Source organism: Pseudomonas sp. EA_65y_Pfl1_P113 (genome assembly GCF_963970525.1).
GTDB classification, from domain to species: domain Bacteria; phylum Pseudomonadota; class Gammaproteobacteria; order Pseudomonadales; family Pseudomonadaceae; genus Aquipseudomonas; species Aquipseudomonas tritici.
The window spans coordinates 20,940-44,569 of record NZ_CAXAQM010000031.1 but is presented as its reverse complement, the minus strand read 5'-3'; the positions used below and the strand labels follow the sequence as shown (position 1 = coordinate 44,569).

At 60.4% G+C, this 23,630-nt stretch carries 23 protein-coding genes; 7 read left to right on the top strand and 16 right to left on the bottom strand.

Going from position 1 to position 23,630, the window contains the following annotated elements:
- Positions 1 to 12 precede the first annotated feature (12 nt).
- The 11 genes from AACY52_RS22600 to AACY52_RS22550 form a co-directional block, all read right to left on the bottom strand.
- Entirely contained in the window at positions 13 to 498 is a 486-nt protein-coding gene (locus tag AACY52_RS22600; RefSeq protein ID WP_339419583.1) for a DUF2878 domain-containing protein, read from the bottom strand.
- A complete protein-coding gene (locus AACY52_RS22595) occupies positions 491 to 1,762 on the bottom strand; it encodes a cyclopropane-fatty-acyl-phospholipid synthase family protein (protein ID WP_339419581.1) in 1,272 nt (423 codons plus the stop codon). The genes AACY52_RS22600 and AACY52_RS22595 overlap by 8 nt, the downstream gene beginning before the upstream one ends.
- Positions 1,749 to 2,558 carry a DUF1365 domain-containing protein gene (locus AACY52_RS22590; RefSeq protein ID WP_339427188.1) on the bottom strand — a complete coding sequence of 270 codons (810 nt, stop codon included), beginning with the start codon at positions 2,556 to 2,558 and terminating at the stop codon, positions 1,749 to 1,751. Before AACY52_RS22590 ends, AACY52_RS22595 begins: the two co-directional genes overlap by 14 nt.
- Positions 2,555 to 3,802 carry an FAD-dependent oxidoreductase gene (locus AACY52_RS22585; RefSeq protein WP_339419577.1) on the bottom strand — a complete coding sequence of 416 codons (1,248 nt, stop codon included), beginning with the start codon at positions 3,800 to 3,802 and terminating at the stop codon, positions 2,555 to 2,557. The genes AACY52_RS22590 and AACY52_RS22585 overlap by 4 nt, the downstream gene beginning before the upstream one ends.
- Positions 3,799 to 4,581 (bottom strand): SDR family NAD(P)-dependent oxidoreductase, encoded by a 783-nt coding sequence (locus tag AACY52_RS22580; RefSeq protein ID WP_339419575.1) that lies wholly within the window; start codon positions 4,579 to 4,581, stop codon positions 3,799 to 3,801. Before AACY52_RS22580 ends, AACY52_RS22585 begins: the two co-directional genes overlap by 4 nt.
- The gene (locus AACY52_RS22575; RefSeq protein WP_339439078.1) at positions 4,578 to 5,000 is read right to left on the bottom strand and encodes a nuclear transport factor 2 family protein; all 423 of its coding nucleotides are present in this window, start codon (positions 4,998 to 5,000) and stop codon (positions 4,578 to 4,580) included. The genes AACY52_RS22580 and AACY52_RS22575 overlap by 4 nt, the downstream gene beginning before the upstream one ends.
- Positions 4,993 to 6,438 (bottom strand): deoxyribodipyrimidine photo-lyase, encoded by a 1,446-nt coding sequence (phrB, locus tag AACY52_RS22570; protein WP_339439080.1) that lies wholly within the window; start codon positions 6,436 to 6,438, stop codon positions 4,993 to 4,995. Before phrB ends, AACY52_RS22575 begins: the two co-directional genes overlap by 8 nt.
- A complete protein-coding gene (locus tag AACY52_RS22565; RefSeq protein ID WP_339419569.1) occupies positions 6,439 to 7,368 on the bottom strand; it encodes a MerR family transcriptional regulator in 930 nt (309 codons plus the stop codon). It lies immediately after the preceding gene.
- 3 nt (positions 7,369 to 7,371) lie between these two features.
- Positions 7,372 to 8,331, bottom strand: coding sequence for a DUF523 and DUF1722 domain-containing protein (locus AACY52_RS22560; protein ID WP_339419567.1), 960 nt, complete (start codon positions 8,329 to 8,331; stop codon positions 7,372 to 7,374).
- A 112-nt stretch (positions 8,332 to 8,443) separates the two neighbouring features.
- Complete coding sequence (locus AACY52_RS22555; protein ID WP_049710090.1) at positions 8,444 to 8,659, bottom strand: TIGR02450 family Trp-rich protein; 216 nt, start codon at positions 8,657 to 8,659, stop codon at positions 8,444 to 8,446.
- Entirely contained in the window at positions 8,656 to 9,642 is a 987-nt protein-coding gene (locus tag AACY52_RS22550; protein ID WP_339560797.1) for an FAD-dependent oxidoreductase, read from the bottom strand. The genes AACY52_RS22555 and AACY52_RS22550 overlap by 4 nt, the downstream gene beginning before the upstream one ends.
- 210 nt (positions 9,643 to 9,852) lie before the next feature.
- On the opposite strand from AACY52_RS22550, the gene AACY52_RS22545 reads away from it, so the two are divergent.
- Positions 9,853 to 10,752 carry a TIGR01777 family oxidoreductase gene (locus AACY52_RS22545; protein ID WP_339419562.1) on the top strand — a complete coding sequence of 300 codons (900 nt, stop codon included), beginning with the start codon at positions 9,853 to 9,855 and terminating at the stop codon, positions 10,750 to 10,752.
- Between the two features lie 14 nt (positions 10,753 to 10,766).
- Positions 10,767 to 11,792, top strand: a complete 1,026-nt coding sequence (gene hemH, locus AACY52_RS22540; protein WP_339419561.1) for a ferrochelatase — start codon at positions 10,767 to 10,769, stop codon at positions 11,790 to 11,792.
- Between the two features lie 83 nt (positions 11,793 to 11,875).
- Here the strand turns inward: hemH and AACY52_RS22535 are convergent, their stop codons facing one another.
- Positions 11,876 to 13,972: a TonB-dependent siderophore receptor gene (locus tag AACY52_RS22535; RefSeq protein WP_339419559.1), complete on the bottom strand. Its 2,097-nt coding sequence runs from the start codon at positions 13,970 to 13,972 to the stop codon at positions 11,876 to 11,878.
- Between the two features lie 112 nt (positions 13,973 to 14,084).
- Complete coding sequence (gene algW / locus AACY52_RS22530; protein WP_339468366.1) at positions 14,085 to 15,239, bottom strand: Do family serine endopeptidase AlgW; 1,155 nt, start codon at positions 15,237 to 15,239, stop codon at positions 14,085 to 14,087.
- Between the two features lie 102 nt (positions 15,240 to 15,341).
- Here algW and AACY52_RS22525 point away from each other — a divergent pair, with 102 nt between their 5' ends.
- The 4 genes from AACY52_RS22525 to cysN all read left to right on the top strand — a co-directional run bounded on the left by AACY52_RS22525 (position 15,342) and on the right by cysN (position 19,660).
- Complete coding sequence (locus AACY52_RS22525; protein WP_339419555.1) at positions 15,342 to 16,100, top strand: Nif3-like dinuclear metal center hexameric protein; 759 nt, start codon at positions 15,342 to 15,344, stop codon at positions 16,098 to 16,100.
- A 245-nt stretch (positions 16,101 to 16,345) separates the two neighbouring features.
- Positions 16,346 to 17,263 (top strand): sulfate adenylyltransferase subunit CysD, encoded by a 918-nt coding sequence (cysD, locus tag AACY52_RS22520; protein WP_339531167.1) that lies wholly within the window; start codon positions 16,346 to 16,348, stop codon positions 17,261 to 17,263.
- A gap of 103 nt (positions 17,264 to 17,366) precedes the next feature.
- Positions 17,367 to 17,708: a four helix bundle protein gene (locus tag AACY52_RS22515; RefSeq protein ID WP_339436854.1), complete on the top strand. Its 342-nt coding sequence runs from the start codon at positions 17,367 to 17,369 to the stop codon at positions 17,706 to 17,708.
- A gap of 53 nt (positions 17,709 to 17,761) precedes the next feature.
- Positions 17,762 to 19,660: a sulfate adenylyltransferase subunit CysN gene (gene cysN, locus AACY52_RS22510; RefSeq protein ID WP_339419551.1), complete on the top strand. Its 1,899-nt coding sequence runs from the start codon at positions 17,762 to 17,764 to the stop codon at positions 19,658 to 19,660.
- A 106-nt stretch (positions 19,661 to 19,766) separates the two neighbouring features.
- Here the strand turns inward: cysN and AACY52_RS22505 are convergent, their stop codons facing one another.
- The 3 genes from AACY52_RS22505 to AACY52_RS22495 form a co-directional block, all read right to left on the bottom strand.
- Complete coding sequence (locus AACY52_RS22505; protein ID WP_339419549.1) at positions 19,767 to 20,666, bottom strand: acyltransferase; 900 nt, start codon at positions 20,664 to 20,666, stop codon at positions 19,767 to 19,769.
- On the bottom strand, positions 20,667 to 22,766 hold the full coding sequence (gene pta / locus AACY52_RS22500; protein WP_339419547.1) for a phosphate acetyltransferase: 2,100 nt from the start codon (positions 22,764 to 22,766) through the stop codon (positions 20,667 to 20,669).
- Between the two features lie 79 nt (positions 22,767 to 22,845).
- Positions 22,846 to 23,136, bottom strand: a complete 291-nt coding sequence (locus AACY52_RS22495) for a DUF3565 domain-containing protein (protein WP_339419699.1) — start codon at positions 23,134 to 23,136, stop codon at positions 22,846 to 22,848.
- On the opposite strand from AACY52_RS22495, the gene AACY52_RS22490 reads away from it, so the two are divergent.
- On the top strand, positions 23,135 to 23,620 hold the full coding sequence (locus AACY52_RS22490; RefSeq protein WP_058412780.1) for a peptidylprolyl isomerase: 486 nt from the start codon (positions 23,135 to 23,137) through the stop codon (positions 23,618 to 23,620). The genes AACY52_RS22495 and AACY52_RS22490 overlap by 2 nt on opposite strands.
- The last annotated feature ends 10 nt before the right edge of the window (positions 23,621 to 23,630 follow it).

Here is a 23,630-nt window from a genome sequence, read left to right as displayed (position 1 = left end):
AGCCGACCGACTTCAGTTTTTTCTGGCAACGCTTGCCAGGAGTATGAAGAGTAAAGCCCACAGCAGTGCCAATCCCACCAGGCTCGGCCCCAGGGCGTAACCGAAGCTTACCCCGGCCAACTGACTGCCTGCGAAATAAGACATCGGACCGCCGACGGCCCCCAGTAACGCTGCGAGCCACCGAGGTTGGGTGCTCCAAGCCAGGCAATGACGCAGCGTGGTTGCCAACAGCGCCCATAGCATCACTAACCACAGCGGAATCAAAGGCCCAGGCTCACTGAACTGAAAAAAGCCGACGGTGCGTAATGACGTATCGACCAACGTGCCCAGCAAGGTCACGCCCAGGATCAACCTGCCGTCTTGCGCCCATGAACTTATCCACAGCAGATGAATGCCCAGTACAGCCAGCCCTACCAGTAACCATAAGCTGTCACCGCCGAGCACACAGGCGAACCAGCCGCACTGAAACAGCACGGCATTGGCCAATGTCTTAAGCACTGAAGCGGCCAAGCAACGGCGGGTTGATCGCCGACGGTTTGGCCAGCAGCAATTGCGCGGTGCCAATGGTGCGCTCCATAAAGCCGCCTTCGCAGTAACACAGGTAAAACTCCCACAGCCGAAGGAAGTATTCGTCGTAGCCCAATTCGGCGAGGCGGCCATGGGCGCGGCGAAAATTCTCATGCCACAGGCGCAAGGTTCGTGCGTAATGCAGGCCGAAATCCTCCATGTGCAGCAGGTTCATATCGGTGTCGCGGCTGACGATGTGCAGCATGTTCTGCACACAGGGCAAAGCGCCGCCTGGGAAGATATAGCGCTGGATGAAATCCACACTGCGCTTGGCCTGTTCAAAGCGTTGCTCACGAATGGTGATGGCTTGCAGCAACATCAGGCCGTCACTTTTGAGCAGGTGCGCGCACTGTTTGAAGTAGGTCGGCAGAAAGCGATGGCCCACTGCTTCGATCATCTCGATGGACACCAGCTTGTCGTACTGGCCGGTCAGGTCGCGGTAATCCTTCAGCAACAAGGTGACCTGGCTTTGCAGCCCCAGGACCTCGATGCGTTTTTCAGTGTAGGCAAACTGTTCCTTGGACAAGGTCGTGGTGGTGACCTTGCAGCCGTAATGCTGCGCCGCATACAGCGCCATGCTGCCCCAGCCGGTGCCGATTTCCAGCAGGTGGTCGCTGGGCTTGAGCGCCAGCTTCTGGCAGATGCGCTCAAGCTTGTTCAGTTGCGCCTGCTCCAGGGTGTCGTCGGGGGTCAGGAATTGCGCCGCCGAGTACATCATGGTGGGGTCGAGGAATTCTTCGAACAGGTCGTTGCCGAGGTCGTAGTGGGCGGCGATGTTTTTTTGCGAACCCTTGTGTGTGTTGCGATTGAGCCAGTGCAGGCCCTGGGTGAACGGCCGGGCCAGGCGTGCTAGGCCGCCTTCCATCGCATCCAGCACATCCAGGTTGCTGACCATCACGCGCACCACGGCGGTCAGGTCCGGGCTGCTCCAGTAACCGTGAATAAACGCCTCGCCAGCGCCAATAGAACCGTTGGCCGCCACCAGGCCCCACACGGCGGGGTCGAGTATCTGGATCTCCCCCAGCAAGTGCGCTTCGCGCGCGCCGAATACTTGCTGCTCGCCATCCTCGATCACCACCAACTGGCCATGGCGCAATTGGCTGAGTTGGCGCAGTACGCCTTTGCGCAACAGCGCGGTGGTCATGCCGTTGACGTTCAGGCGGTTGGCCTTGACCGATACGTTAGGGGATTTCATGGCGGCGATCCTTGGAATAACCGACTGCGGTGCGGGAGGCGCCATCGGCGGCCCGGTGAGGAAAAATCGGTGTGCGTTTAAGCAACAGGCGCATGGCTTGCCAGTAGATCGCCAGGCAGGTCTTGGCGGTCATCCAGGGGAAGCGCCTTAGGTAACGATGCAAACTGGTGCGGTTCAGCGCTTCCTTGTGCAGGCTCAAGGTGGCGTCGAACACTTTCAGCTCGCCCTGCCAGTCGGCCATGTGCACGCCGAGTTTGGCGGCGGGTGCGCTGAAGCTCATGCGGTATTCCAGGTCGCGCGGCAAAAACGGCGACACATGGAAGGCCTTGGCCACGGCGAAGTGCTGGTGTTCATCTGCGCCGAGGGTCTGGGCGGGCAGCACGTAGTGATAGCGCTCGCGCCATGGGGTGTTGGTCACTTCACACAGGATCGCGGCCAGACGTCCGTCGGCCTCGAAGCAGTAGAAGAAACTCACAGGGTTAAAAGCCAGGCCCCAACTGCGAGCCTGGGTCAGTAGGCAGATAACGCCCTGAGGTGTACGCCCCAGTGCCTTGCCGACTTCCTGGCGCACGGCATCGCTCAAGCTCATGCCGGTGCGCGTCAATTCACGCAGGTAATCCTGTTGGCGAAAACCAAAGGGCGCCAGCCAACTGCGCCCGGCCAGGGGCGAGAGCCCAAGCACTTCGTGTTCTTCGCTCAAGTCCAGGTACAGCAGGCCGATGCGGTAGCGAAAGGCGTGGGCCTTGGGCGCAAATCGGCGATGGGCAATCCAGCCGCTGTACAGGGCGCTGTTCACAGGGTTTCCCCAAACGCCTGGGCGACGCGCAAAGCGCTGACCACGCCGTCTTCGTGGAAACCGTTGGCCCAGTAGGCACCGCAATAGAAGGTGTTACGCACGCCAGACACTTCCTCCCAACGGCCTTGGGCCGCCACCGCTGCCAGGCTGTATTGCGGATGGGCGTAGGTGTAGCGCGCCAGGACCTTCAGCGGGTTGATCATCGACGTCTGGTTCAGGCTCACGCAAAAGGTCGTGGCGCTGTCGATGCCTTGCAGTATGTTCATGTCATAGGTCACCGCCGCCGGCGCCTGCCCATTGCCGGTCAGCCGATAATTCCAGCTGGCCCAGGCCAGTTTGCGGTCGGGCAGCAGGCGGGTGTCGGTGTGCAGCACCACTTCGTTATCGGCATAGGGCAGGGCGCCGAGGACCGCTTGTTCGGCTGGGCTTGGATCGGCCAGCAGCGCCAGGGCCTGGTCGCTGTGGCAGGCGAAGACCACTCGATCAAATGCCTCGCTGCCGGCCGGGCTGTGGATAACCACGCCGTCGTCGGTACGCTCAACGTTATGCACAGGGCAATTGAGGCGGATCTGTTCGCGGAAGCTGCGGGTCAGCGGTTCGATGTAACGGCTGGAGCCACCCTCGATCACGCACCATTGCGGGCGGTTACTCACCGAGAGCAAGCCGTGATTCTTAAAGAAGCGCACAAAGAACTGCAAGGGGAATGCAAGCATGTCAGCCAGGGACATCGACCAGATCGCCGCGCCCATCGGCACGATGTAGTGCCGGATAAACCGCTCGCCGTAGTGACCGGCGTTGAGGTAGTCACCCAGGGTCATTTCGGCGCTGATGCGTTGGTCTTGCAGGTCCAGCGGTGCCTGGCGATTGAAGCGCAAGATGTCGCGCAACATGCCCCAGAAGCCCGGCGAAAGGATATTGCGACGCTGGGCAAACAGGCTGTTAAGGTTGTTGCCGTTGTACTCGAACCCCGTCTGCTCATCGCACACCGAAAAGCTCATCTCGGTAGGTTTGAACGTTACCCCTATCTGCTCCAGCAGGCGGATGAAGTTGGGGTAGGTCCAGTCGTTAAACACGATGAAGCCGGTGTCTACCGCGTAGCTTTTGCCCTCGACGGTCACGTTGACCGTGTGGGTATGCCCGCCAATACGATCACCCGCTTCGAACAGCGTAATCTCATGCTGGCGGCTGAGCAGGTAAGCACTGGTCAGCCCCGCGATGCCGCTGCCGATGATGGCGATCTTCACAGGTCGTCCTTTTTCGGCGGCGGACTGCGCAACATGCGTTTACCGATGATCAACTGCGCGCGATTCGGCAATTTCGACAGCGGCCAGAGGGTGGCGATAAAGAGTGCAGGAAAGGCGATTTCCAGCGGGCGTTTTTCCAGCTTGGCGAAGATGTGCCGCGCGGCTTTGTCTGCCGACCAACTGAGGGGCATGGGGAAGTCGTTGCGTTCGGTCAGCGGCGTGTCGACAAAGCCTGGGCTGATCACGGTAACGTCGATGTTTTCCGGCGAAAGGCTGATGCGCAGTGCCTCGAACAGGTAGCGCAAGCCGGCCTTGGACGCGCCATAGGCTTCGGCGCGAGGCATCGGCAGGTAAGTCACGGCGCTGGCGACACCCACCAGGTGGGGGCTGCGCCCTGCCCGCAAAAGCGGCAGGGCTGCTTCGATGCAATAGCTGCTTGCCAGTAGGTTGGTGCGCACCACGTGCTCGATGATTGATGAATCAAACTGCTTGGCGTCCACATATTCACAGGTGCCGGCATTGAGGATCACCGTGTCCAGGGAACCCCAGGCCACGCCGATATGTTCGCCGATCTCGCGCACGGTCTGGCTGTTGGTCAGGTCGCCGGCCACCACCAGCACTTGGCCGGGGTAACGTTGGGCGAGTGCTTCCAAAGGCTCTTTGGTGCGGGAGCTGAGTGCGACGTGTGCGCCGCTGTTGAGCAGCTCCACGGCCAGCGCTGCACCGATACCACTGCTGGCGCCGGTCAGCCAATAACGACGGGGCGGTACTGCGTTCATCCCACTCTCCTTTTCAGCCAACTGACGAGTCTGCCCAGTACCGGCAAATGTTCGTACAGCATGGCGCCGGCATCGAAGTAGTCACGGTGGCGGTACACCTTGTCACGCCACATCAAGTGCGAGCAGCCTTCCACCCGAATCACCTTGCCCTTGGCCAGGCGCGGGTGGCAGAAACTCATTTTCCAGCGCAGGTAACCTTCGCCCTCGGCCACTTGGTCGAAACCGTGGAAGTCGAAGCGTAGCTGGCTGATGTTGCCATACAGCTCGCTGAAGTAACGGTGCAAGTCGGGCAGCCCATGGACTTCGTGGAGCGGGTCGGTAAAGACGATGTCCTTGCTGTACAAGCTGTCGAGCAGGTGCAGGTTGTGCTTGTCCAGCGTGGCAAAGGCCTGTGCGAAGCGGCGCAGGAAATCACTCATATTCGCCCCCTGCGGCTTGTCGCGAGGGCAGGCTACGGAAGGCGGCCAGGGCGCGTTCGCGGGATTTCTTCAGGTCGACAATCGATCGTGGGTAGTCGGCCACGCCGAACAAACCACCGGCTGCATCCGGGTTGTGCACGCCCTTTTTATTCAGTGCGGCAAGTTCCGGCAGCCAGTGCTTGATAAAGACGCCTTCGCTGTCGAATTTTTCCGACTGGCTCAAAGGGCTGAAAATCCGGAAGTACGGCGCCGAGTCGGTGCCGGTGGATGAACTCCACTGCCAGCCGCCGTTATTAGCGGCCAGGTCACCATCAATCAGATGGCGCATAAAGAAGCGCTCGCCTTCGCGCCAATCGATCAGCAGATTTTTAGTCAGGAACATCGCCACGACCATGCGCAGGCGGTTGTGCATCCAGCCAGTTTCAAGCAGTTGACGCATGGCGGCGTCGATGATCGGCAGGCCGGTGCGCGCTTCCTGCCACGCGGCGAGATCTTTGGGTGCATTGCGCCAAGCCACGGCTTCGGTTTCGGGGCGGAACGCACGGTGGCGCGACACCCGTGGGTAACCCACTAGGATGTGCTTGTAGAACTCGCGCCACAGCAATTCGTTGATCCAGGTGATGGCGCCCATGTCGCCACTCTCGAACTCGCCACCGTTGGCTTGTAACGCGGCGTGCAGGCATTGGCGCGGCGAAATCACCCCCGCCGCGAGGTAGGCAGAGAGCTGGCTGGTGCCGGGCTTGGCCGGGAAGTCACGCTCGTCCTTGTAGTAGCTGATCTGCTGGTCGGCGAAGGCGTCGAGGCGCCGCTGGGCCTCGTCTTCACCGGCGGGCCAGAGGGCACGCAGCGTGTCGCTGGGCGGCTCGAAACCTTCGACCGTGTTCGGGATGGGGTCGCTTTTCAGCTTGAGCGCAGCCTGGGCCTTTGGCGCAGCGACCCTCTGGGGTAACGCGCTGTGCAGGCGGGTGTAGCAAACCTTGCGGAACTGGCTGTACACCTGAAAGTAAGTGCCGGTCTTGGTCAGCACACTGCCAGGCTGGAAGAACAGTTGATCCAAGTAGCTGTGGAAAGTGACACCTGCCTCTTCCAATGCCTTGGACACTGCCGCATCGCGACGGCTTTCATGAATGCCGTATTCCTCGTTGACGTGCACCGACTCCACCGAGAGTTCGCGGCACAGCGTGCCCAGCACGCTGGGCGCCTGGTCCCAGGTGGCGGCGGTGCGAATCAGCAGGGGAATGTTCAGCTCGCCCAGCGTTTTACTCAGCGCTTGCAGGTTGCGCAGCCAGAAATCCACTTTGCACGGCGCATCGTCGTGGGCCAGCCATTGCTCGGGTGTGATCAGGTAGACGGCCGCCATCGGACCCCGCTGGCTCGCGGCGGTCAGGGCGGTGTTGTCGTGTTGGCGCAAGTCTGTGCGCAGCCAGATCAGATGCATTTAAAGAAGTCCACGCTGGATCAGTAGCTGATGAGCCGACAACGGCTCTTCGGCGACGAGCAACTCAGGGATGTCATGGGTTAATACCGCCAACTCCGCCTGGTGGATGCACACCGTTGGTCCGACGATCAACTTAGGGCAACTGATGCCGCCCAGAAGTTTCGCGAATGTCGACAACTGCAGCGCCTTGCTCGAATACAGCAACACGGCGCGCGGCCGCAGGTGTTCCACCGCCAGGGCCAGCTCGCCGACGGGCAGCGGCCAGTCGAACACTTCCACCGGGCAGTCGGCACTGCTGGCCAGCCAGGCGCTGAGCCACAAATGCGGTTCCAGTGGCAGGTCGGACTGGTTGACCAGCAGCAATGGCGCACCCTGCAGCTGGCGATTGTTGTGGTAGATGCGCGCACCAAACTTGCTTCGCAGCCAGGACAAGAAAAATACCCGTTCCATCTGCGCGCGGAATTGACCTTGCCAACGCTGTTCCAGCTCCTGCAGCAGCGGTAACAGCAGTTGCTCGCATAAGGTGCGTGGCGGGTACAGTGCCATGGCCTGGTTGAAGGCGTCGTCGACCCGGCGCTCAGTCAATTCACTGATGGCGTGTACCAGGTTCTGGCGCAGGGTGTGCCATTCATTTTCCACGGCATTGGGAATGGCCTGGGCGGAGTCGATCAGGCCTTTGACTTGGCTGACCGGCACGCCACGATTGAGCCAGGTGAGAATGGTGTGGATGCGTTGCACATGCTCGGCGCTGAACAGCCGGTGGCCCTTGGGCGTGCGCTGGGGCACGATCAGGCCGTAACGGCGCTCCCAGGCGCGCAGGGTCACGGCATTAACGCCGGTCTGGCGCGCCACTTCGCGGATTGGCAGCCAGCCTTCTTGGAGGGCTTGGGCGATGTCTTCGCCGGGTTCGTCTAGCAGGGCAGCTCTCATGGTCTAGATCGCATTTCGCAGGCTGAGGTTTTCCGGGTGCGGTTGCAGGTAGGCCTGCTGCGCGATGTAGCGGTCCGGGTGTTGGCGAAAGTGGTGCTTTAGCAGGGTCAACGGCACCACCAGCGGTACGATGCCGTGGCGGTATTGGCCGATGACGGTTTGCATTTCCTGCTTGTCTTCGGCGCTGATGGCCTGTTTGAGGTAACCGCTGATGTGTTGCAATACATTGGAGTGGGTGCCACGGGTCGCACATTTGCTCAGGCCGGTCATCAGGTCGCTGAAATAACAGCTGGCCAATTCGTCGAGGTTGGCGCCCTTGGTCATGCTGCCCAGCAGGTGGCCAAGGCTTTTGTAATGCGCCGGGCTGTGGGCCATCAGCAAGTATTTATAGCGCGAATGAAAGGCCAGCAAACGGTGGCGTGTCAGTCCTTCGGCCAGCAGTTGTTGCCAACTGGCGTAGACGAATACACGGGCCAGGAAATTTTCCCGCAGCACGGGGTCATTCAGCCGACCGTCCTCTTCCACCGGCAGGTTAGGGTGGCGTTCACAAAATGCCTGGGCGTAGATGCCACGCCCGCCTCCGTCCACCGGGGTGCCGTTGTCGCGGTACACCTTGACCCGCTCCAGGCCACAGGACGGCGACTTCTGCATAAAGATGTAGCCACACAGGTCGGTGTGTTCCGCGGCCATTTGCTGGCCGTAGTCGTCCAGCGGCTGGGTCACGTTCAGTGCGCGATTAACGGTGCCGACAGCTTGCGGATGGGTCGCGTCGCCCACCAGGCGGATCGGTTCGCGGGGGATACCCAGACCGATCGCCACTTCAGGGCACAACGGCACAAAGTCGAAATAGTCAGCGAGGGTCTGACTGCACAGCAGTGATTGTTTATGGCCGCCGTTGAAGCGCACGTTTTCGCCCAGCAGGCAGGCGCTGATGGCGATCTTCGGTTTGGTAGTGCTGGACATAAACCAACCCTCTGCAAGGTTCCTGTACAACATAAAAATGTTGTACAACTAAGCCTCATCATAGGTTCGGTGCTGTACAAGTCAAATTATTTGTACAAGTTTTGCGTGCGGTCTATTTCCAGCCGATTTTCCAGGCGTCGATATCTTGCAGGGTTTGCCAGGGCAGGCGTTCGCTGCGCCGGGTCATGACGGCTTGCAGTTCTATTTCCAGTACGGTGCCTTCATCGTCGCGAAACAATTCGGTGACCAGAAAGTGTTTTTCCTTGTTTCGGGGGCGTGCTGCTGTCCACTTCGACAGCAGCAATTTGGCGGGATTGATACGGTTCATTGCAGGTGCTCGATCAAGCGTCGCGCGGCTTCCTGGCCGCTGAGCCATGCGCCCTCGACGCGGCCCGACAGGCACCAGTCGCCACACACATACAGGCCGAGGTCGGCATCAGCCAGCACGCCGAATTCGTGGCTGCTGGATGGTCGTGCGTAGAGCCAGCGGTGCGCCAGGCTGAACGACGGCGCGGGCATGGCGCTGTGCAGCAGTTCGGCGAAAGCACCGTGCAGGTGCTCGATCACGGCCTCTCTGGACAGGTCCAGGTGGGCCTTGCTCCAGGCACTGGTGGCGTGCAGTACCCAGGTGTCGAGTGTGGCGTCGCGCCCTGGTTTGCTGCGGTTGCGCGCCAGCCAATCGAGGGGGCTGTCTTGTACAAAGCAGCCTTGCATGGGCGTATCCAGGGGGGGGTCGAACGCCAGGGCGATGGCCCAGGTAGGGTCCATTTTCACACCGGCGGCGGCACTCGCCAGCTTGGGAGCGGCGGCCAGCAGCGCGGTGGCTTGCGGAGCCGGGGTGGCGATGATCACGTGGCTGAACGGGCCGTGGTTCTCGCCGTCGGCGTCCAACAGGTTCCAGTGTTGTTTGCCCTGGAACACTTCGGTGATGCGGCAACCAAACGCCACCGGCAGGTCGTCGAGCAGGGCGCGGGTGATCGCGCTCATGCGGGGAGTGCCGACCCAGCGGATCTGTTCATCGGGGGAGGGTGTGAGTTGGCCGGACTTGAAGTTGTACAGCTGGGGCTTCCATTGCTCGGCCCAACCGTTACTTTGCCAGCGCTGGACTTCGTTGACGAAACGCCGGTCGCGGGCGGTGAAGTACTGCGCACCCATGTCCAGGGCACCGGCATCGCTGCGCTTGCTGGACATGCGGCCACCGCTGCCGCGGCTTTTATCGAAGAGTTGTACAACGTGCCCCGCGTCTTGTAACGCTCGGGCGGCGGAGAGACCGGCGATGCCGGTGCCGATGATCGCGATGGGAACAGTCATGGGAGGCCTCGTTTTACCGTTGGGTACAGACTACGCCGACACCAATAGCTGTACAATATTGTTTTTTGGTATAAGTTTTGGCTTACCTGTTCTTACGGCGTGACCTATGGTTAACCCATAGGCTTAATCCAACGTTACGCCCGTTCAAATTGATCCCTGCTTATAAAATAGACCAGTGATCGGCGGCGAACGTTACATGAGGAGCGTCCCATGCACATTTTGCTGACCGGCGGTACTGGCCTGATCGGCCGCCAACTCTGCCAACACTGGATTGCGCAGGGCCATCGCCTGACGGTGTGGAGTCGTCATCCGGACCAGGTCGCCAAGTTGTGTGGCGACCAAGTGTCGGGGGTTGATCGCCTGCAAGAGGTTATCGGCCCGGTGGATGCGGTCATTAACCTCGCCGGCGCCGCCATCGCCGATCGCCCCTGGACCCACAAGCGCAAGGCCTTGCTGTGGAGCAGTCGTATCAGCCTCACCGAAACCTTGCTGGCGTGGCTTGAAGGTCTGGCACAAAAACCAGCGGTGTTGATTTCCGGCTCGGCGGTGGGCTGGTATGGCGATGGCGGTGAACGCGAATTGACCGAAGCCAGCGGCCCCGTGCAGGACGATTTCTCCAGCCAGCTGTGCATCGCCTGGGAAGAAACCGCCCAGCGCGCCGAAGCCTTGGGCATTCGCGTAGTGCTGGTACGTACCGGGCTGGTGCTGGCGGCTGAGGGCGGCTTTTTGTCGCGGCTGTTGCTGCCTTTCAAACTGGCGCTGGGCGGGCCTATCGGTAATGGTCGGCAGTGGATGCCGTGGGTCCATATAAAGGATCAAATCGGCCTGATTGATTTTCTTCTGCACAAGCCTGACGCCAGCGGTCCTTATAATGCCTGCGCGCCACACCCGGTGCGCAATCGCGAGTTTGCGAAAACCCTGGGCCAGGTGCTGCACCGCCCGGCGTTCATGCCGATGCCGGCCTTTGCGTTGAAGGTGGGCCTGGGCGAGTTGTCCGGCCTTTTGTTGGGTGGGCAGAAGGCGGTGCCCGAACGGTTACTGGCCGCTGGTTTCACTTTCCAGTTCACTGAGTTGCGCGCGGCTCTGGACGACTTGTCCAGCCGCCTCTAGAGATAGGATGTTGCATGACGGATCACGCGTTATTACTGGTCAATCTGGGCTCGCCAAAGTCCACTTCGGTGGCCGATGTGCGCAGCTACCTCAATCAATTCCTGATGGACCCTTATGTGATCGACCTGCCGTGGCCGGTGCGGCGCTTGCTGGTGTCGCTGATCCTGATCAAGCGCCCCGAGCAGTCGGCGCACGCCTACGCCTCCATCTGGTGGGACGAGGGCTCGCCGCTGGTGGTGCTCAGCCGCCGTCTGCAACAGCAGATGACCACGCAGTGGACCCAAGGCCCGGTGGAGTTGGCGATGCGCTACGGCGAACCGTCCATTGAAACTGTGCTGACGCGCCTCGCCGCCCAAGGCATCCGCAAAGTGACCTTGGCGCCGTTGTATCCGCAGTTTGCCGACAGCACCGTGACCACTGTGATTGAAGAGGCCAAGCGGGTTGTGCGCGATAAACAGTTGGACGTGCAATTCTCGATCTTGCAGCCGTTCTACGATCAGCCGGAATACCTTGATGCGCTCGCGGCGAGCGTTCGGTCCTATGTGGAGCAGGATTACGATCACCTGCTGCTGAGTTTCCACGGGCTGCCCGAGCGCCATCTGACCAAGCTCGACCCGACGGGCCAGCATTGCTTCAAGGACGCCGATTGCTGCAAGAACGCATCGGCTGAGGTGCTGCAGACGTGCTACCGCGCGCAATGCTTCAGCGTCGCCCGCGATTTCGCCGAACGGCTGGGTTTGCCGGAGGGCAAATGGTCGGTGGCCTTCCAATCGCGCCTGGGCCGGGCGAAGTGGATCGAACCCTACACCGAAGCCCGCCTGGAAGCCTTGGCCCAGCAAGGTGTGAAAAAGCTGCTGGTAATGTGCCCGGCGTTTGTCGCCGATTGCATCGAGACGCTGGAAGAAATCGGCGATCGCGGGCTGGAGCAGTTCCGCGAGGCCGGGGGCGAGGAGTTGGTGCTGGTGCCGTGCCTGAATGATGATCCACAGTGGGCGAAGGCGCTCAATACCTTGTGTGAAAGAGCGCCCACGACGCTATAACTTAAGCCGAATGAACATCAAACTGTGGGAGCGGGCTTGCTCGCGAATCGTCGCACCGCCGCTCCCACATTTTTTTACTGTGTTTACAGCTTGAGGGTCAGGCTGACCGTGAGATTGCGCGGCTCACCCGGATTGATCCAATAGCTGCTGTAGGACCGCTCGTAGTACTTCTCATCAAACAGGTTGTTCAGGTTCAAACCCACGGTGACATTCTCCGTGGCTTTGTAATGGGCCAGCAGATCCACCGTGTGGTAAGCCGGCAGTTCGAAACGCGTACCTGCTTCACCGGAGCGATCGCCCACGTAGGTAAACGCTGCACCCAAATCGGATCCGCGCAACGCGCCATCCTGAAACTCATACACCCCCAACAGACTGCCGCTGCGCTTGGCCACGCCGAGAATCCGGCTGCCGGCTGGAATGGCTTTGTCGCCCTTGGTGACTTCGGCCTCGATGTAGGCAACCGCGCCGATCACCCGTACCGCATCGGTCACTTGCCCGGTCAGTTGCAGGTCAAAGCCCTGGCTGCGCGCTTTGCCCATGGCGCGATTCAGGTTGGTGGCAGGGTCCAGGGCCAGCACGTTTTCCTTTTCGATATGGAACGCGGCGAGGGTGGCGCTGAGGCGGTCGTCGAACAGCTCGCTCTTGATCCCCACTTCATAACCCACGCCTTCTTCCGGCTTGAAGGTTCTGCCGTTGGCATCCAGGCCGCTGTTGGGTTTGAACGAGGTAGAGGCGTTGGCGAACACGCCGACGTCGGGCGTTAGCTGGTAGAGCAGGCCAGCGCGTTGGGTAAAGGCGTTGTGGGTTTGCCGGCTCTTGGCGTGATTGCGTGTGAAGTCGTCGGTGCTTTGTTCGAAATGCTCGAAGCGCGCGCCAACCATGCCGCGCAAGCGATCGGTGAAGATGATCTGGTCTTGCAGGTTCAGTGCCTGGCTTTTGGTCTGTTCGAAGAAGTCGGTGCCGGAGCGCACGCCGTTGGGTTTGGCCTTGCCGTAGACCGGGTTGTAGATGTCGATGGCATAGTCGCTGCCGCCGATAGCCGTCACGCGTTCCTTCTTGCGGTAGTCCTCGTATTCAGTGCCGACCAGCAGCTCATGCTGCCAGCTGCCAATGTCGAACAACCCACGCAGTTCAAGCTGGGTAATGCTGTCGTGCCAACCCATGGAGCGTTCGCGATAGCGGCGGTTGATAGTGTGGCCGTCGGGATTCAGTGTGCGGTTTTCCGAAGCGTCGCCCCACAGGCTGCCTTGTTTGTAGTGGCTGGCCAGGCGTAGTTTCCAGGCGTCGCTGAGGTGATGTTCCAGCGTGGCCTGGATGCGGTTGTTGTGGTTGTCGATGTCGCCATCATTGGGCTCGCCGAGGAAGGTGGAGCGCGATACGCCGCTGGCGTCGACGATGCCGCGGTCGAAGGTAGAGCTGTGGCGGACGAATTCGCTTTCCACCAGCAAGCTCGTATCCGGGTCCAGTTGCCAACTGAACGAGGGCGCGACGAATACCCGCTTGCTCTGCACGTGATCGCGGAAGCTGTGGTTGTCTTCCACGGCCAGGTTGACCCGCGATAGCACGTTGCCTTCGCTGTCCAGCGGGGTGTTCACATCCACGGCGGTGCGGTAGCGGTCCCAACTGCCGGCGCTGGTTTGCACGGTGGTGAAGGCTTCCGGTTGAGGCTTCTTGGTGACGATATTCACTGTGCCGCCGGGGTCGCCACGTCCATACAGGCTGGCGGCGGGACCCTTGAGTACTTCAATGCGCTCAATGTTGGCCGTATCCGGTGTGCTCGGGTAGCCGCGGTTGGCGCTGAAGCCGTCCTGGTAGAACTCTGACGTGGTGAAGCCGCGCACACTGTATTCGTAGAGGGTGAGGCCGCCGAAGTTGTTTTGCTTGGACACACCGCCGGCAAATTCCAAGGCACGTTCCACGTTGTTGCTGCCCAGGTCGTTGAGCACTGTGGCGGGAATCACGCTGATGGATTGTGGGATGTCACGAATGGCAGTGTCGGTTTTTGTCGCGCTGGCGGAGCGGGTGGCGCGGTAGCCTTTGACCGGGCCGGTGGCGGATTCATAGGCATCGGTGGTGACACTGATGGTGTCGAGTTCCAGGGTGTTTTCTTCAGCGAAAGCGGGTTCGAGCAGCAAGCCTAAGGCCAGGCCAGCCAAGGGCGCGATTTTTCGAGACGGCATGATAGAGCGTTCCAATAGCGATATTGAAACAATATAACATGACTAATGAGAATGGATTGCTTTGAAATATAAGATTACAGGTGTCCTCGAGCGGACACCCGTATGAGTCGGCTTATTCCTCTTCTTTAACCGGCGCGGGCGGAGGGCGCAGGCCTATTTCTGCCAGTAGCTTGATCTCCTTGCCGTTGCGCATGACCTGGATCGCCACCTTGTCGGTCGGCTTGATCCGCGCGACCTGGTTCATCGACTTGCGGCCATCGCCTGCCGGTTCGCCGTTGATGCTGAGGATCACATCGCCCAGATGCAGGCCGGCTTTCTGCGCCGGGCCATCGCGGAAGATCCCGGCGACCACAATGCCTGGGCGCCCGGTCAGGCCAAACGATTCGGCCAGCTCCTTGGTCAACGGCTGTACTTCAATCCCCAACCAGCCGCGAATCACTTGGCCGTGCTCAATGATCGATTTCATCACTTCCATCGCCAGCTTTACCGGGATCGCAAACCCGATGCCCTGTGACCCGCCAGACTTGGAGAAAATCGCCGTGTTGATGCCGGTCAGGTTGCCATTGGCATCCACCAGTGCACCGCCGGAGTTGCCCGGGTTGATCGCGGCGTCGGTCTGGATGAAGTCTTCGTAGCTGTTAAGCCCCAACTGGTTACGCCCGGTAGCGCTGATAATGCCCATGGTCACCGTCTGGCCCACCCCGAACGGGTTACCGATAGCCAGCGCCACGTCACCTACTCGCAAGCCGTCGGAACGGCCGAGGGTGATGGAGGGCAGGCTTTTCAAATCGATCTTCAGGACCGCGAGGTCGGTTTCCGGGTCGCTGCCCACTACGCGCGCCAGGGTTTCGCGGCCGTCACGCAGGGCCACGACGATCTGGTCGGCGCCGGTTGTCACGTGGTTGTTGGTAAGGATGTAGCCTTCCGGGCTCATGATCACCCCGGAACCCAGGCTGGATTCCATGCGGCGTTGTTTGGGCCCGTTGTCACCGAAATAGCGGCGGAACTGCGGGTCTTCAAACAGTGGGTGCGCCGGTTTGTTGATGACCTTGGTGGTGTACAGGTTAACCACGGCAGGTGCGGCAATAACCACCGCATCGGCATAAGTCACCGGACCTTGCACCACCGCGTTGGTTTGCGGCGCCTGTTGCAGGTTCACATCAAGGCTGGGTAGACCCACCAGCTCGGGGAAACGCTGAATAATCAGCATCGCGATCAGCACGCCAGCCAACAATGGCCATCCAAAAAAACGCAGCGCCTTGAGCATCAAGTAAGTCCTGACAGGTTGCAGGGGGCGGGAGAGCGCCCATAATGTCGCGCATTATACGAGGCTGCGAGCGCCTTCGAACGGGATATTTAGGAGTCTTTTATGGCCGTCCCCCTTACCACCCTCGTCGAGGAAGCAGACCGCTACCTCGGCAGCGCAAAAATTGCCGATTATTGCCCCAATGGCCTGCAGGTCGAGGGCCGCCCGCAGGTGATGCGCATCGTGAGCGGCGTGACCGCAAGCCAAGCCTTGCTGGACGCGGCGGTTGAAGCCCAGGCCGACCTGATCCTGGTGCACCACGGCTATTTCTGGAAAGGCGAAAACCCTTGTATCACCGGCATGAAACAGCGCCGCTTGAAGACGCTGCTCAAGCACGATATCAGCCTGTTGGCCTACCATCTGCCACTGGACCTGCACCCCGACGTCGGCAACAACGTGCAGTTGGCGCGTCAGCTCGACATCACCGTCGAAGGCCCACTGGACCCGAACAACCCCAAAGTCGTCGGCCTGGTCGGCTCCCTTGCCGAGCCCCTGTTGCCCCGCGACTTTGCCCGTCGGGTGCAAGAAGTCATGGGGCGCGAGCCGCTGTTGATCGAAGGCAGCGAAATGATCCGCCGCGTCGGCTGGTGCACCGGCGGTGGTCAGGGCTATATCGACAACGCGATTGCTGTCGGCGTCGACCTGTTCCTGAGCGGCGAGGCCTCGGAGCAGACCTTCCACAGCGCCCGCGAAAACGACATCAGCTTCATCGCCGCCGGCCACCATGCGACTGAGCGCTATGGTGTGCAGGCGCTGGGCGATTACCTGGCGCGGCGCTTCGCGCTGGAACATATTTTCATCGATTGCCCTAACCCGATCTGAGCCTCACCACGGGACAAACTGTGGGCGCTGGCTTGCCTGCGAACGCATCGCTGCGGTTCACCTGACTGACCGCGGTGCTTGCATCACAGGCAAGCCGGCTGCCACAGGAAGCCCAAACTTGGGGGCATATTCATATACCGTTTCGATCTAGCTGGCGCCCTGAATAGAAGCAGGTGCTGTGCTAGCATGCCCCGCTCGAACACGGCCCGCTGGCCGTCCACAAGATCGTTTTTCCGTGAGTAACCATGGTCGACAAACTGACGCATCTGAAACAGCTGGAGGCGGAAAGCATCCACATCATCCGCGAGGTCGCCGCCGAGTTCGACAACCCGGTGATGCTCTACTCGATCGGTAAAGACTCCGCCGTGATGCTGCATCTGGCACGCAAGGCCTTCTTCCCGGGCAAACTGCCGTTCCCAGTGATGCACGTCGACACCCGCTGGAAATTCCAGGAAATGTACAAGTTCCGCGACAAAATGGTCGAAGAGCTTGGCCTGGACCTGATCACCCACATCAACCCGGATGGCGTGGCGCAGGGCATCAACCCGTTCACCCACGGCAGCGCCAAGCACACCGACATCATGAAGACCGAAGGCCTCAAGCAGGCCCTGGACAAGCATGGTTTCGACGCAGCATTCGGCGGTGCCCGTCGCGATGAAGAGAAATCCCGTGCCAAAGAGCGCGTGTACTCGTTCCGCGACAGCAAGCACCGCTGGGACCCGAAAAACCAGCGCCCGGAGCTGTGGAACGTCTACAACGGCAACGTCAACAAGGGCGAATCCATCCGTGTGTTCCCGCTGTCCAACTGGACCGAGCTGGACATCTGGCAGTACATCTACCTGGAAGGCATCCCGATCGTACCGCTGTACTTCGCCGCCGAGCGCGACGTGATCGAGAAGAACGGCACGTTGATCATGATCGACGACGACCGCATCCTTGAGCACCTGTCCGACGAAGACAAAGCCCGAATCATCAAAAAGAAAGTCCGTTTCCGTACCCTTGGCTGCTACCCGTTGACGGGCGCGGTGGAGTCCGAAGCCGAGACGCTGACGGACATCATCCAGGAAATGCTCCTGACGCGAACTTCCGAGCGCCAGGGCCGTGTCATCGACCACGATGGCGCAGGCTCGATGGAAGATAAAAAACGTCAAGGGTACTTTTAAGCTTCGAGTTACAAGCGGCAAGCTGCAAGTTAAAGGCGGTATGCGTACTTTGCAGTTTGGTGCTTGCAGCCGGTTTTTGCGAGCCGCTATCGAGTGACTTGTAATGGACTTCGAGAAGTTGGTCGTTTGGCAGAGAAGCAAGTGTTTAGCGGTGGAAATCTACCGGGAGTTTGCACAATGCAAAGATCTTGGTTTTAAGGATCAGATCACTCGGTCAGCACTTTCGGTGCCCTCCAATATTGCTGAAGGTATGGAGCGTTGCAGTGCTACAGAGAAGGTACGTTTTCTTTGGATAGTGAAAGCTTCTTGTGGGGAGTTACGAACACAGATTCTCATCGGCAGCGACATTGCTTACATCGCCCACCCGCTGGCTGAAAACTGGATTGCAGAAACTCGCGAGCTCTCAAAAATGCTCTGCGGCTTGATCAACAAAATTTCTGACTAGCTGTACGCCGACAAGCTTGCCGCTTGAAGCTTACAGCTCGGAGCTTGAACGCAATGAGCCATCAATCTGATTTGATCAGCGAGGACATCCTCGCTTACCTGGGCCAGCACGAGCGCAAGGAAATGTTGCGCTTCCTGACCTGCGGCAACGTCGACGACGGCAAGAGCACCCTGATCGGGCGCCTGCTGCACGACTCCAAGATGATCTACGAAGATCACCTGGAAGCCATCACCCGCGATTCGAAGAAGTCCGGCACCACTGGGGACGACATCGACCTGGCGTTGCTGGTCGACGGCCTGCAGGCTGAGCGTGAGCAAGGCATCACCATTGATGTCGCCTATCGCTACTTCTCTACCGCCAAGCGCAAATTCATCATCGCCGACACCCCCGGCCATGAGCAGTACACCCGCAACATGGCCACCGGTGCGTCCACCTGTGACCTGGCGATCATCCTGATCGACGCCCGCTACGGCGTGCAGACCCAGACCCGACGCCACAGCTATATCGCCTCGTTGCTGGGCATCAAGCACATCGTGATCGCCGTCAACAAGATGGACATCAATGGCTTTGACCAAAGCGTATTCGAGTCGATCAAGGCCGATTACCTGAAGTTTGCCGATGGCATCGCCTTCAAACCGAGCACCATGGCCTTTGTGCCAATGTCGGCGCTCAAAGGCGATAACGTGGTCAACAAGAGCGAGCGTTCGCCCTGGTACACCGGGCAGTCGCTGATGGAGATCCTCGAAACCGTCGAGATCGCCAACGACCGCAACTACACTGACCTGCGTTTCCCGGTGCAGTACGTCAACCGTCCGAACCTGAACTTCCGTGGTTTCGCCGGCACCCTGGCCAGCGGCATCGTGCACAAGGGCGACGAAGTCGTGGTGCTGCCGTCGGGCAAGAGCAGCCGCGTCAAATCCATTGTCACCTTTGAAGGGGAGTTGGAGCACGCCGGCCCTGGTCAAGCAGTGACGCTGACCATGGAAGACGAGATCGACATTTCCCGTGGCGACCTGTTGGTACATGCCGACAACGTGCCGCAAGTGACCGACGCTTTCGACGCCATGCTGGTGTGGATGGCCGAAGAACCGATGCTGCCGGGCAAGAAATACGACATCAAGCGCGCCACCAGCTACGTGCCGGGTTCCATCACCAGCATCGTGCACCGTGTGGATGTGAACACCTTGGCCGAAGGCCCGGCGAGTTCGCTGCAGTTGAACGAGATTGGTCGGGTCAAGGTCAGCCTCGACGCGGCCATCGCCCTGGACGGTTACGACAGCAACCGCACCACCGGTGCGTTCATCGTCATCGACCGCTTGACCAACGGCACTGTGGCCGCGGGCATGATCATCGCACCGCCAGTCACTCACGGCAGCGCGTCGCAGCACGGCAAGCTGGCCCACGTGGCCACCGAAGAACGTGCCCTGCGCTTCGGCCAGCAGCCGGCCACCGTTTTGTTCAGCGGCCTGTCCGGCGCCGGCAAGAGCACCTTGGCCTACGCAGTTGAGCGCAAGCTGTTCGACATGGGCCGTGCGGTGTTTGTACTGGACGGCCAGAACCTGCGTCACGACCTCAACAAAGGTTTGCCGCAGGATCGTGCCGGGCGCACCGAGAACTGGCGTCGTGCCGCTCACGTGGCGCGTCAGTTCAACGAAGCGGGCCTGCTGACCCTGGCCGCGTTCGTCGCACCCGATGCCGAAGGCCGTGAACAGGCCAAGGCGCTGATCGGCGATGACCGTCTGCTGACGGTGTACGTGCAAGCGTCACCGCTGGTGTGTGCCGAGCGTGATCCGCAAGGCCTGTACGCGGCGGGTGGGGATAACATCCCTGGCGAGTCGTTCCCGTATGACGTGCCGTTGAATGCCGATCTGGTCATCGACACCCAGGCCCTGTCGCTGGAAGACAGCGTCAAACAAGTGCTGGAGTTGTTGCGTCAGCGCGGCGCGATCTAAGAGGGGAGCAGTGACAAGCTGCTAGTTTCAAGCGGCAAGAAAAAGCCCGCCACCGAGTCATCGGTGGCGGGCTTTTTACATTCTCAAGCCCGCTCCCCCATTTTGATCAGTGTTTGCCTGGGAATTCTGTGTGCAGTTTCTCCAGCAATTGATCCTTCTCTTCCCACAACCGATTGATCCACCCCTGGAACGCCAGCCGATACTCCCCATCCTGCTCATAATTCTTTCCAATGAACTCAGCCGGGATCTGCACCTCTTCAAACTGCACCACCACGTCCTTCACGTTCCCGCACAGCAAATCCCAATACCCAGGGCGCCCGGCAGGGTAGTGAATGGTCACGTTGACCAATGACTTCAACTGCTCACCCATCGCGTCCAGCACAAACGCGATACCACCGGCTTTGGGCTTGAGCAAATAGCGAAACGGCGAGTTCTGCTGTGCATGCTTGCCGGGGGTAAACCGCGTGCCTTCGGCAAAGTTGAAAATTCCCACCGGGTTGTCGCGAAACTTCGCACAAGTCTTGCGCGTAGTTTCCAGGTCCTTGCCTTTTTTCTCCGGGTGTTTTTCCAGATAAGCCTTGGTGTAGCGCTTCATGAACGGGAAGCCCAGCGCCCACCATGCCAGGCCGATGACCGGCACCCAGATCAGCTCCTGCTTGAGGAAGAACTTCAGCGGGCGGATCCGACGGTTCAGCGCATATTGCAGCACCATGATGTCGACCCAGCTCTGGTGATTGCTGGTCACCAGGTAGGAGTGCTGGTAATCCAGGCCCTCCAGGCCTTTAAGGTGCCAGCGCGTGCGCCGGACCAGGTTCATCCAGCCCTTGTTGTTGGTGACCCAGGCCTCATGCGTGTGGTTCATCAGCCATTCGCTGAAACCCTTGGCAAACGGCAGCGCCTTGAACAGTGCGACGATAAACAAGAACGAGCACAGCAGGATCGTGTTCAGCGCCAGCAACAGCGATGCGATCACCCCGCGCACGGCGGCAGGTAGAAAACCCAGCATTTAGATATCCATAGGTCGGTTGGCGGCTTGGATCGCGGTGAGCGCGATCGTGTACACAATGTCGTCCACCTGGGCGCCACGCGGCAGGTCGTTGACCGGTTTGCGCAGGCCTTGGAGCATCGGCCCCAGGCTCACGCAATCGGCGCTGCGTTGTACCGCTTTGTGGGTGGTGTTGCCGGTGTTCAGGTCGGGGAACACGAACACCGTGGCCTTGCCGGCAACCAGGCTGTCGGGGGCCAGTTGGCGTGCCACGGCTTCGTTGGCCGCGGCATCGTATTGCAGCGGGCCGTCGATCAGCAGTGAGCTTTGCTGTTCATGGGCGAGCAGGGTGGCTTCGCGGACTTTCTCTACTTCCTCGCCGCTGGCCGAGTCGCCGCTGGAATAGCTGATCATCGCCACGCGCGGCGTGATGCCGAAGGCAGCGGCCGAGTCAGCGCTTTGCAGGGCGATCTCCGCCAGTTCGGCGGCGCTCGGGTGCGGGTTCATCACACAGTCGCCGTACACCAGCACCTGCTCAGGGAACAGCATGAAAAACACCGACGACACCAGCGTGCAACCCGGTGCGGTCTTGATCAACTGCAGGGCAGGGCGGATGGTATTGGCGGTGGAGTGGATAACGCCGGAAACCAACCCGTCCACTTCATCCAGCGCGAGCATCATGGTTGCAATCACCACGGTGTCTTCCAGTTGCTGCTCGGCCATCGGCGCGTTGAGGCTCTTGCTCTTGCGCAGCGCGACCATCGGTTCCACATAGCGCTGGCGGATCAGGTCCGGGTCGAGAACCTCCAGCCCTTCGGGCAATTCGATGCCTTGGGCGCGGGCGACCGCTTCCACATCCGCCGGCTTGGCCAGCAACACGCAGCGAGCAATGCCGCGTGCCTGGCAGATGGCGGCGGCTTGTACGGTCAGCGGTTCGCTGCCTTCCGGCAACACAATGCGCTTGTTGGCGGCCTGGGCACGCTGGATCAGCTGGTAGCGGAACACCGCCGGCGACAGGCGCATCTCCCGCGGCGTGCCGCAACGCTGGTGCAGCCAGCGCGCATCGAGGTGACTGGCGACGAAATCGGTGATGATTTCCGCGCGCTCGCGGTCATCGATGGGAATTTCTTTATTGAGGCTGTTGAGCTGGTTGGCAGTGTCGTAGGAACCGGTGCTCACCGACAGCACCGGCAGGCCGGCCTGGAATGCGCCTCGGCATAAATCCATGATGCGCGGGTCGGGCAGGGTGTCGCTGGTGAGCAACAGGCCTGCCAGCGGCACGCCGTTGATCGCGGCCAGGCTGACGGCGAGGATGATGTCGTCGCGGTCGCCGGGGGTTACCACCAGCACGCCGGGCTTGAGCAATTCCACGGTATTTCGCATGGTGCGGGCGCAGATGATGATCTTGGTCATGCGGCGGGTTTCGTAGTCGCCGGCGTTTAGGATCTGCGCGCCCATCAGGTCGGCCACGTCGCGGGTACGTGGGGCGTTGAGTTCGGGCTGGTAGGGGATGCAGCCCAGCAGGCGGAAATCACCGCTGCGCAACAGGGGCGAATGTTCCTTGAGGCGCGCGGAGAAGGCTTCCATGCTTTCGTCGGTGCGCACCTTGTTAAGGATCACGCCGAGTACTTTCGGGTCTTTCGGGCCGCCGAACAGTTGGGCCTGCAATTCCACGCGGCCGGAGAGTTCGGTGAGCACTTCGTTTTCCGGAGCCGAGACCAGGATCACTTCCGCATCCAGGCTCTTCGCCAGGTGCAGGTTGACCCGCGCTGCATAGCTGGCGCTGCGGGTCGGCACCATGCCTTCGACGATCAGCACGTCCTTTCCCACTGCGGCCTGTTGGTACAGCGTGATGATTTCTTCCAGCAACTCGTCGAGCTGGCCGTCGCCAAGCATCCGCTCGACATGGGCCAGGCCCAGGGGTTGTGGCGGCTTGAGGCCGTGGGTGCGCGCTATCAGTTCGGTGGAGCGTTCAGGGCCAGTGTCGCCCGGGTGTGGTTGAGCAATCGGTTTGAAAAAGCCGACTTTCAGCCCGGCTCGCTCAAGGGTACGCACCAGCCCAAGGCTGATGGAGGTCAGACCCACACCAAAATCGGTGGGCGCGATAAAAAAAGTTTGCATGCGAATTCTCTGGAGTTGCATGGCTTGGGTGGCGCTCTATGGCTGAGCGTCTACCGCGAATCAGATGCCAAGGTTATCGTTATTCGTGCACTTGCGCACACCAGCCGCAGGCAAAGGGCTGGCCTATTTTTTCAATACGTTGCGCGGGGTCAAGCACCCAGGCGCGCGACTGCCAGGGCGGCTGGTGGCGCAGGTGCTGAGTGTGGCCGCAGGACAGCTCGGCAACCCAGTGCCGGTCTTCATCCTGATGAAAGCCGGTGATCGCCGAGTGGCTTGTCTGACCCCGTCCGTCCGGGTTCTGTTCGCTTTCGGGCAAATCCTTGTTTAGACTTGTCCGTTCTTCATTCTTATGCAAAAGGTCTCGCCCCATGACGATCGCCGCTAACAAGGCTGTCTCCATCGACTATACCCTGACCAACGACGCTGGTGAGGTCATCGACAGCTCCGCCGGCGGCGCGCCGCTGGTCTACCTGCAAGGCGCAGGTAACATTATCCCAGGCCTGGAAAAGGCGCTGGAAGGCAAGAGCGTCGGTGATGAGCTGACCGTCGCCGTAGAACCTGAAGATGCCTACGGCGAATACTCGGCCGAGTTGGTCAGCACGCTGAGCCGCAGCATGTTCGAAGGCGTTGACGAACTGGAAGTAGGCATGCAGTTCCACGCCTCCGCTCCGGACGGCCAAATGCAGATCGTCACCATCCGTGACCTGGACGGCGACGACGTTACCGTCGACGGCAACCACCCTCTGGCTGGCCAGCGCCTGAACTTCCAAGTGAAGATCGTTGCCATCCGCGACGCTTCCGAGGAAGAAGTGGCTCACGGCCACGTCCACGGTGAAGGCGGTCATCACCACTGATTGATGCATT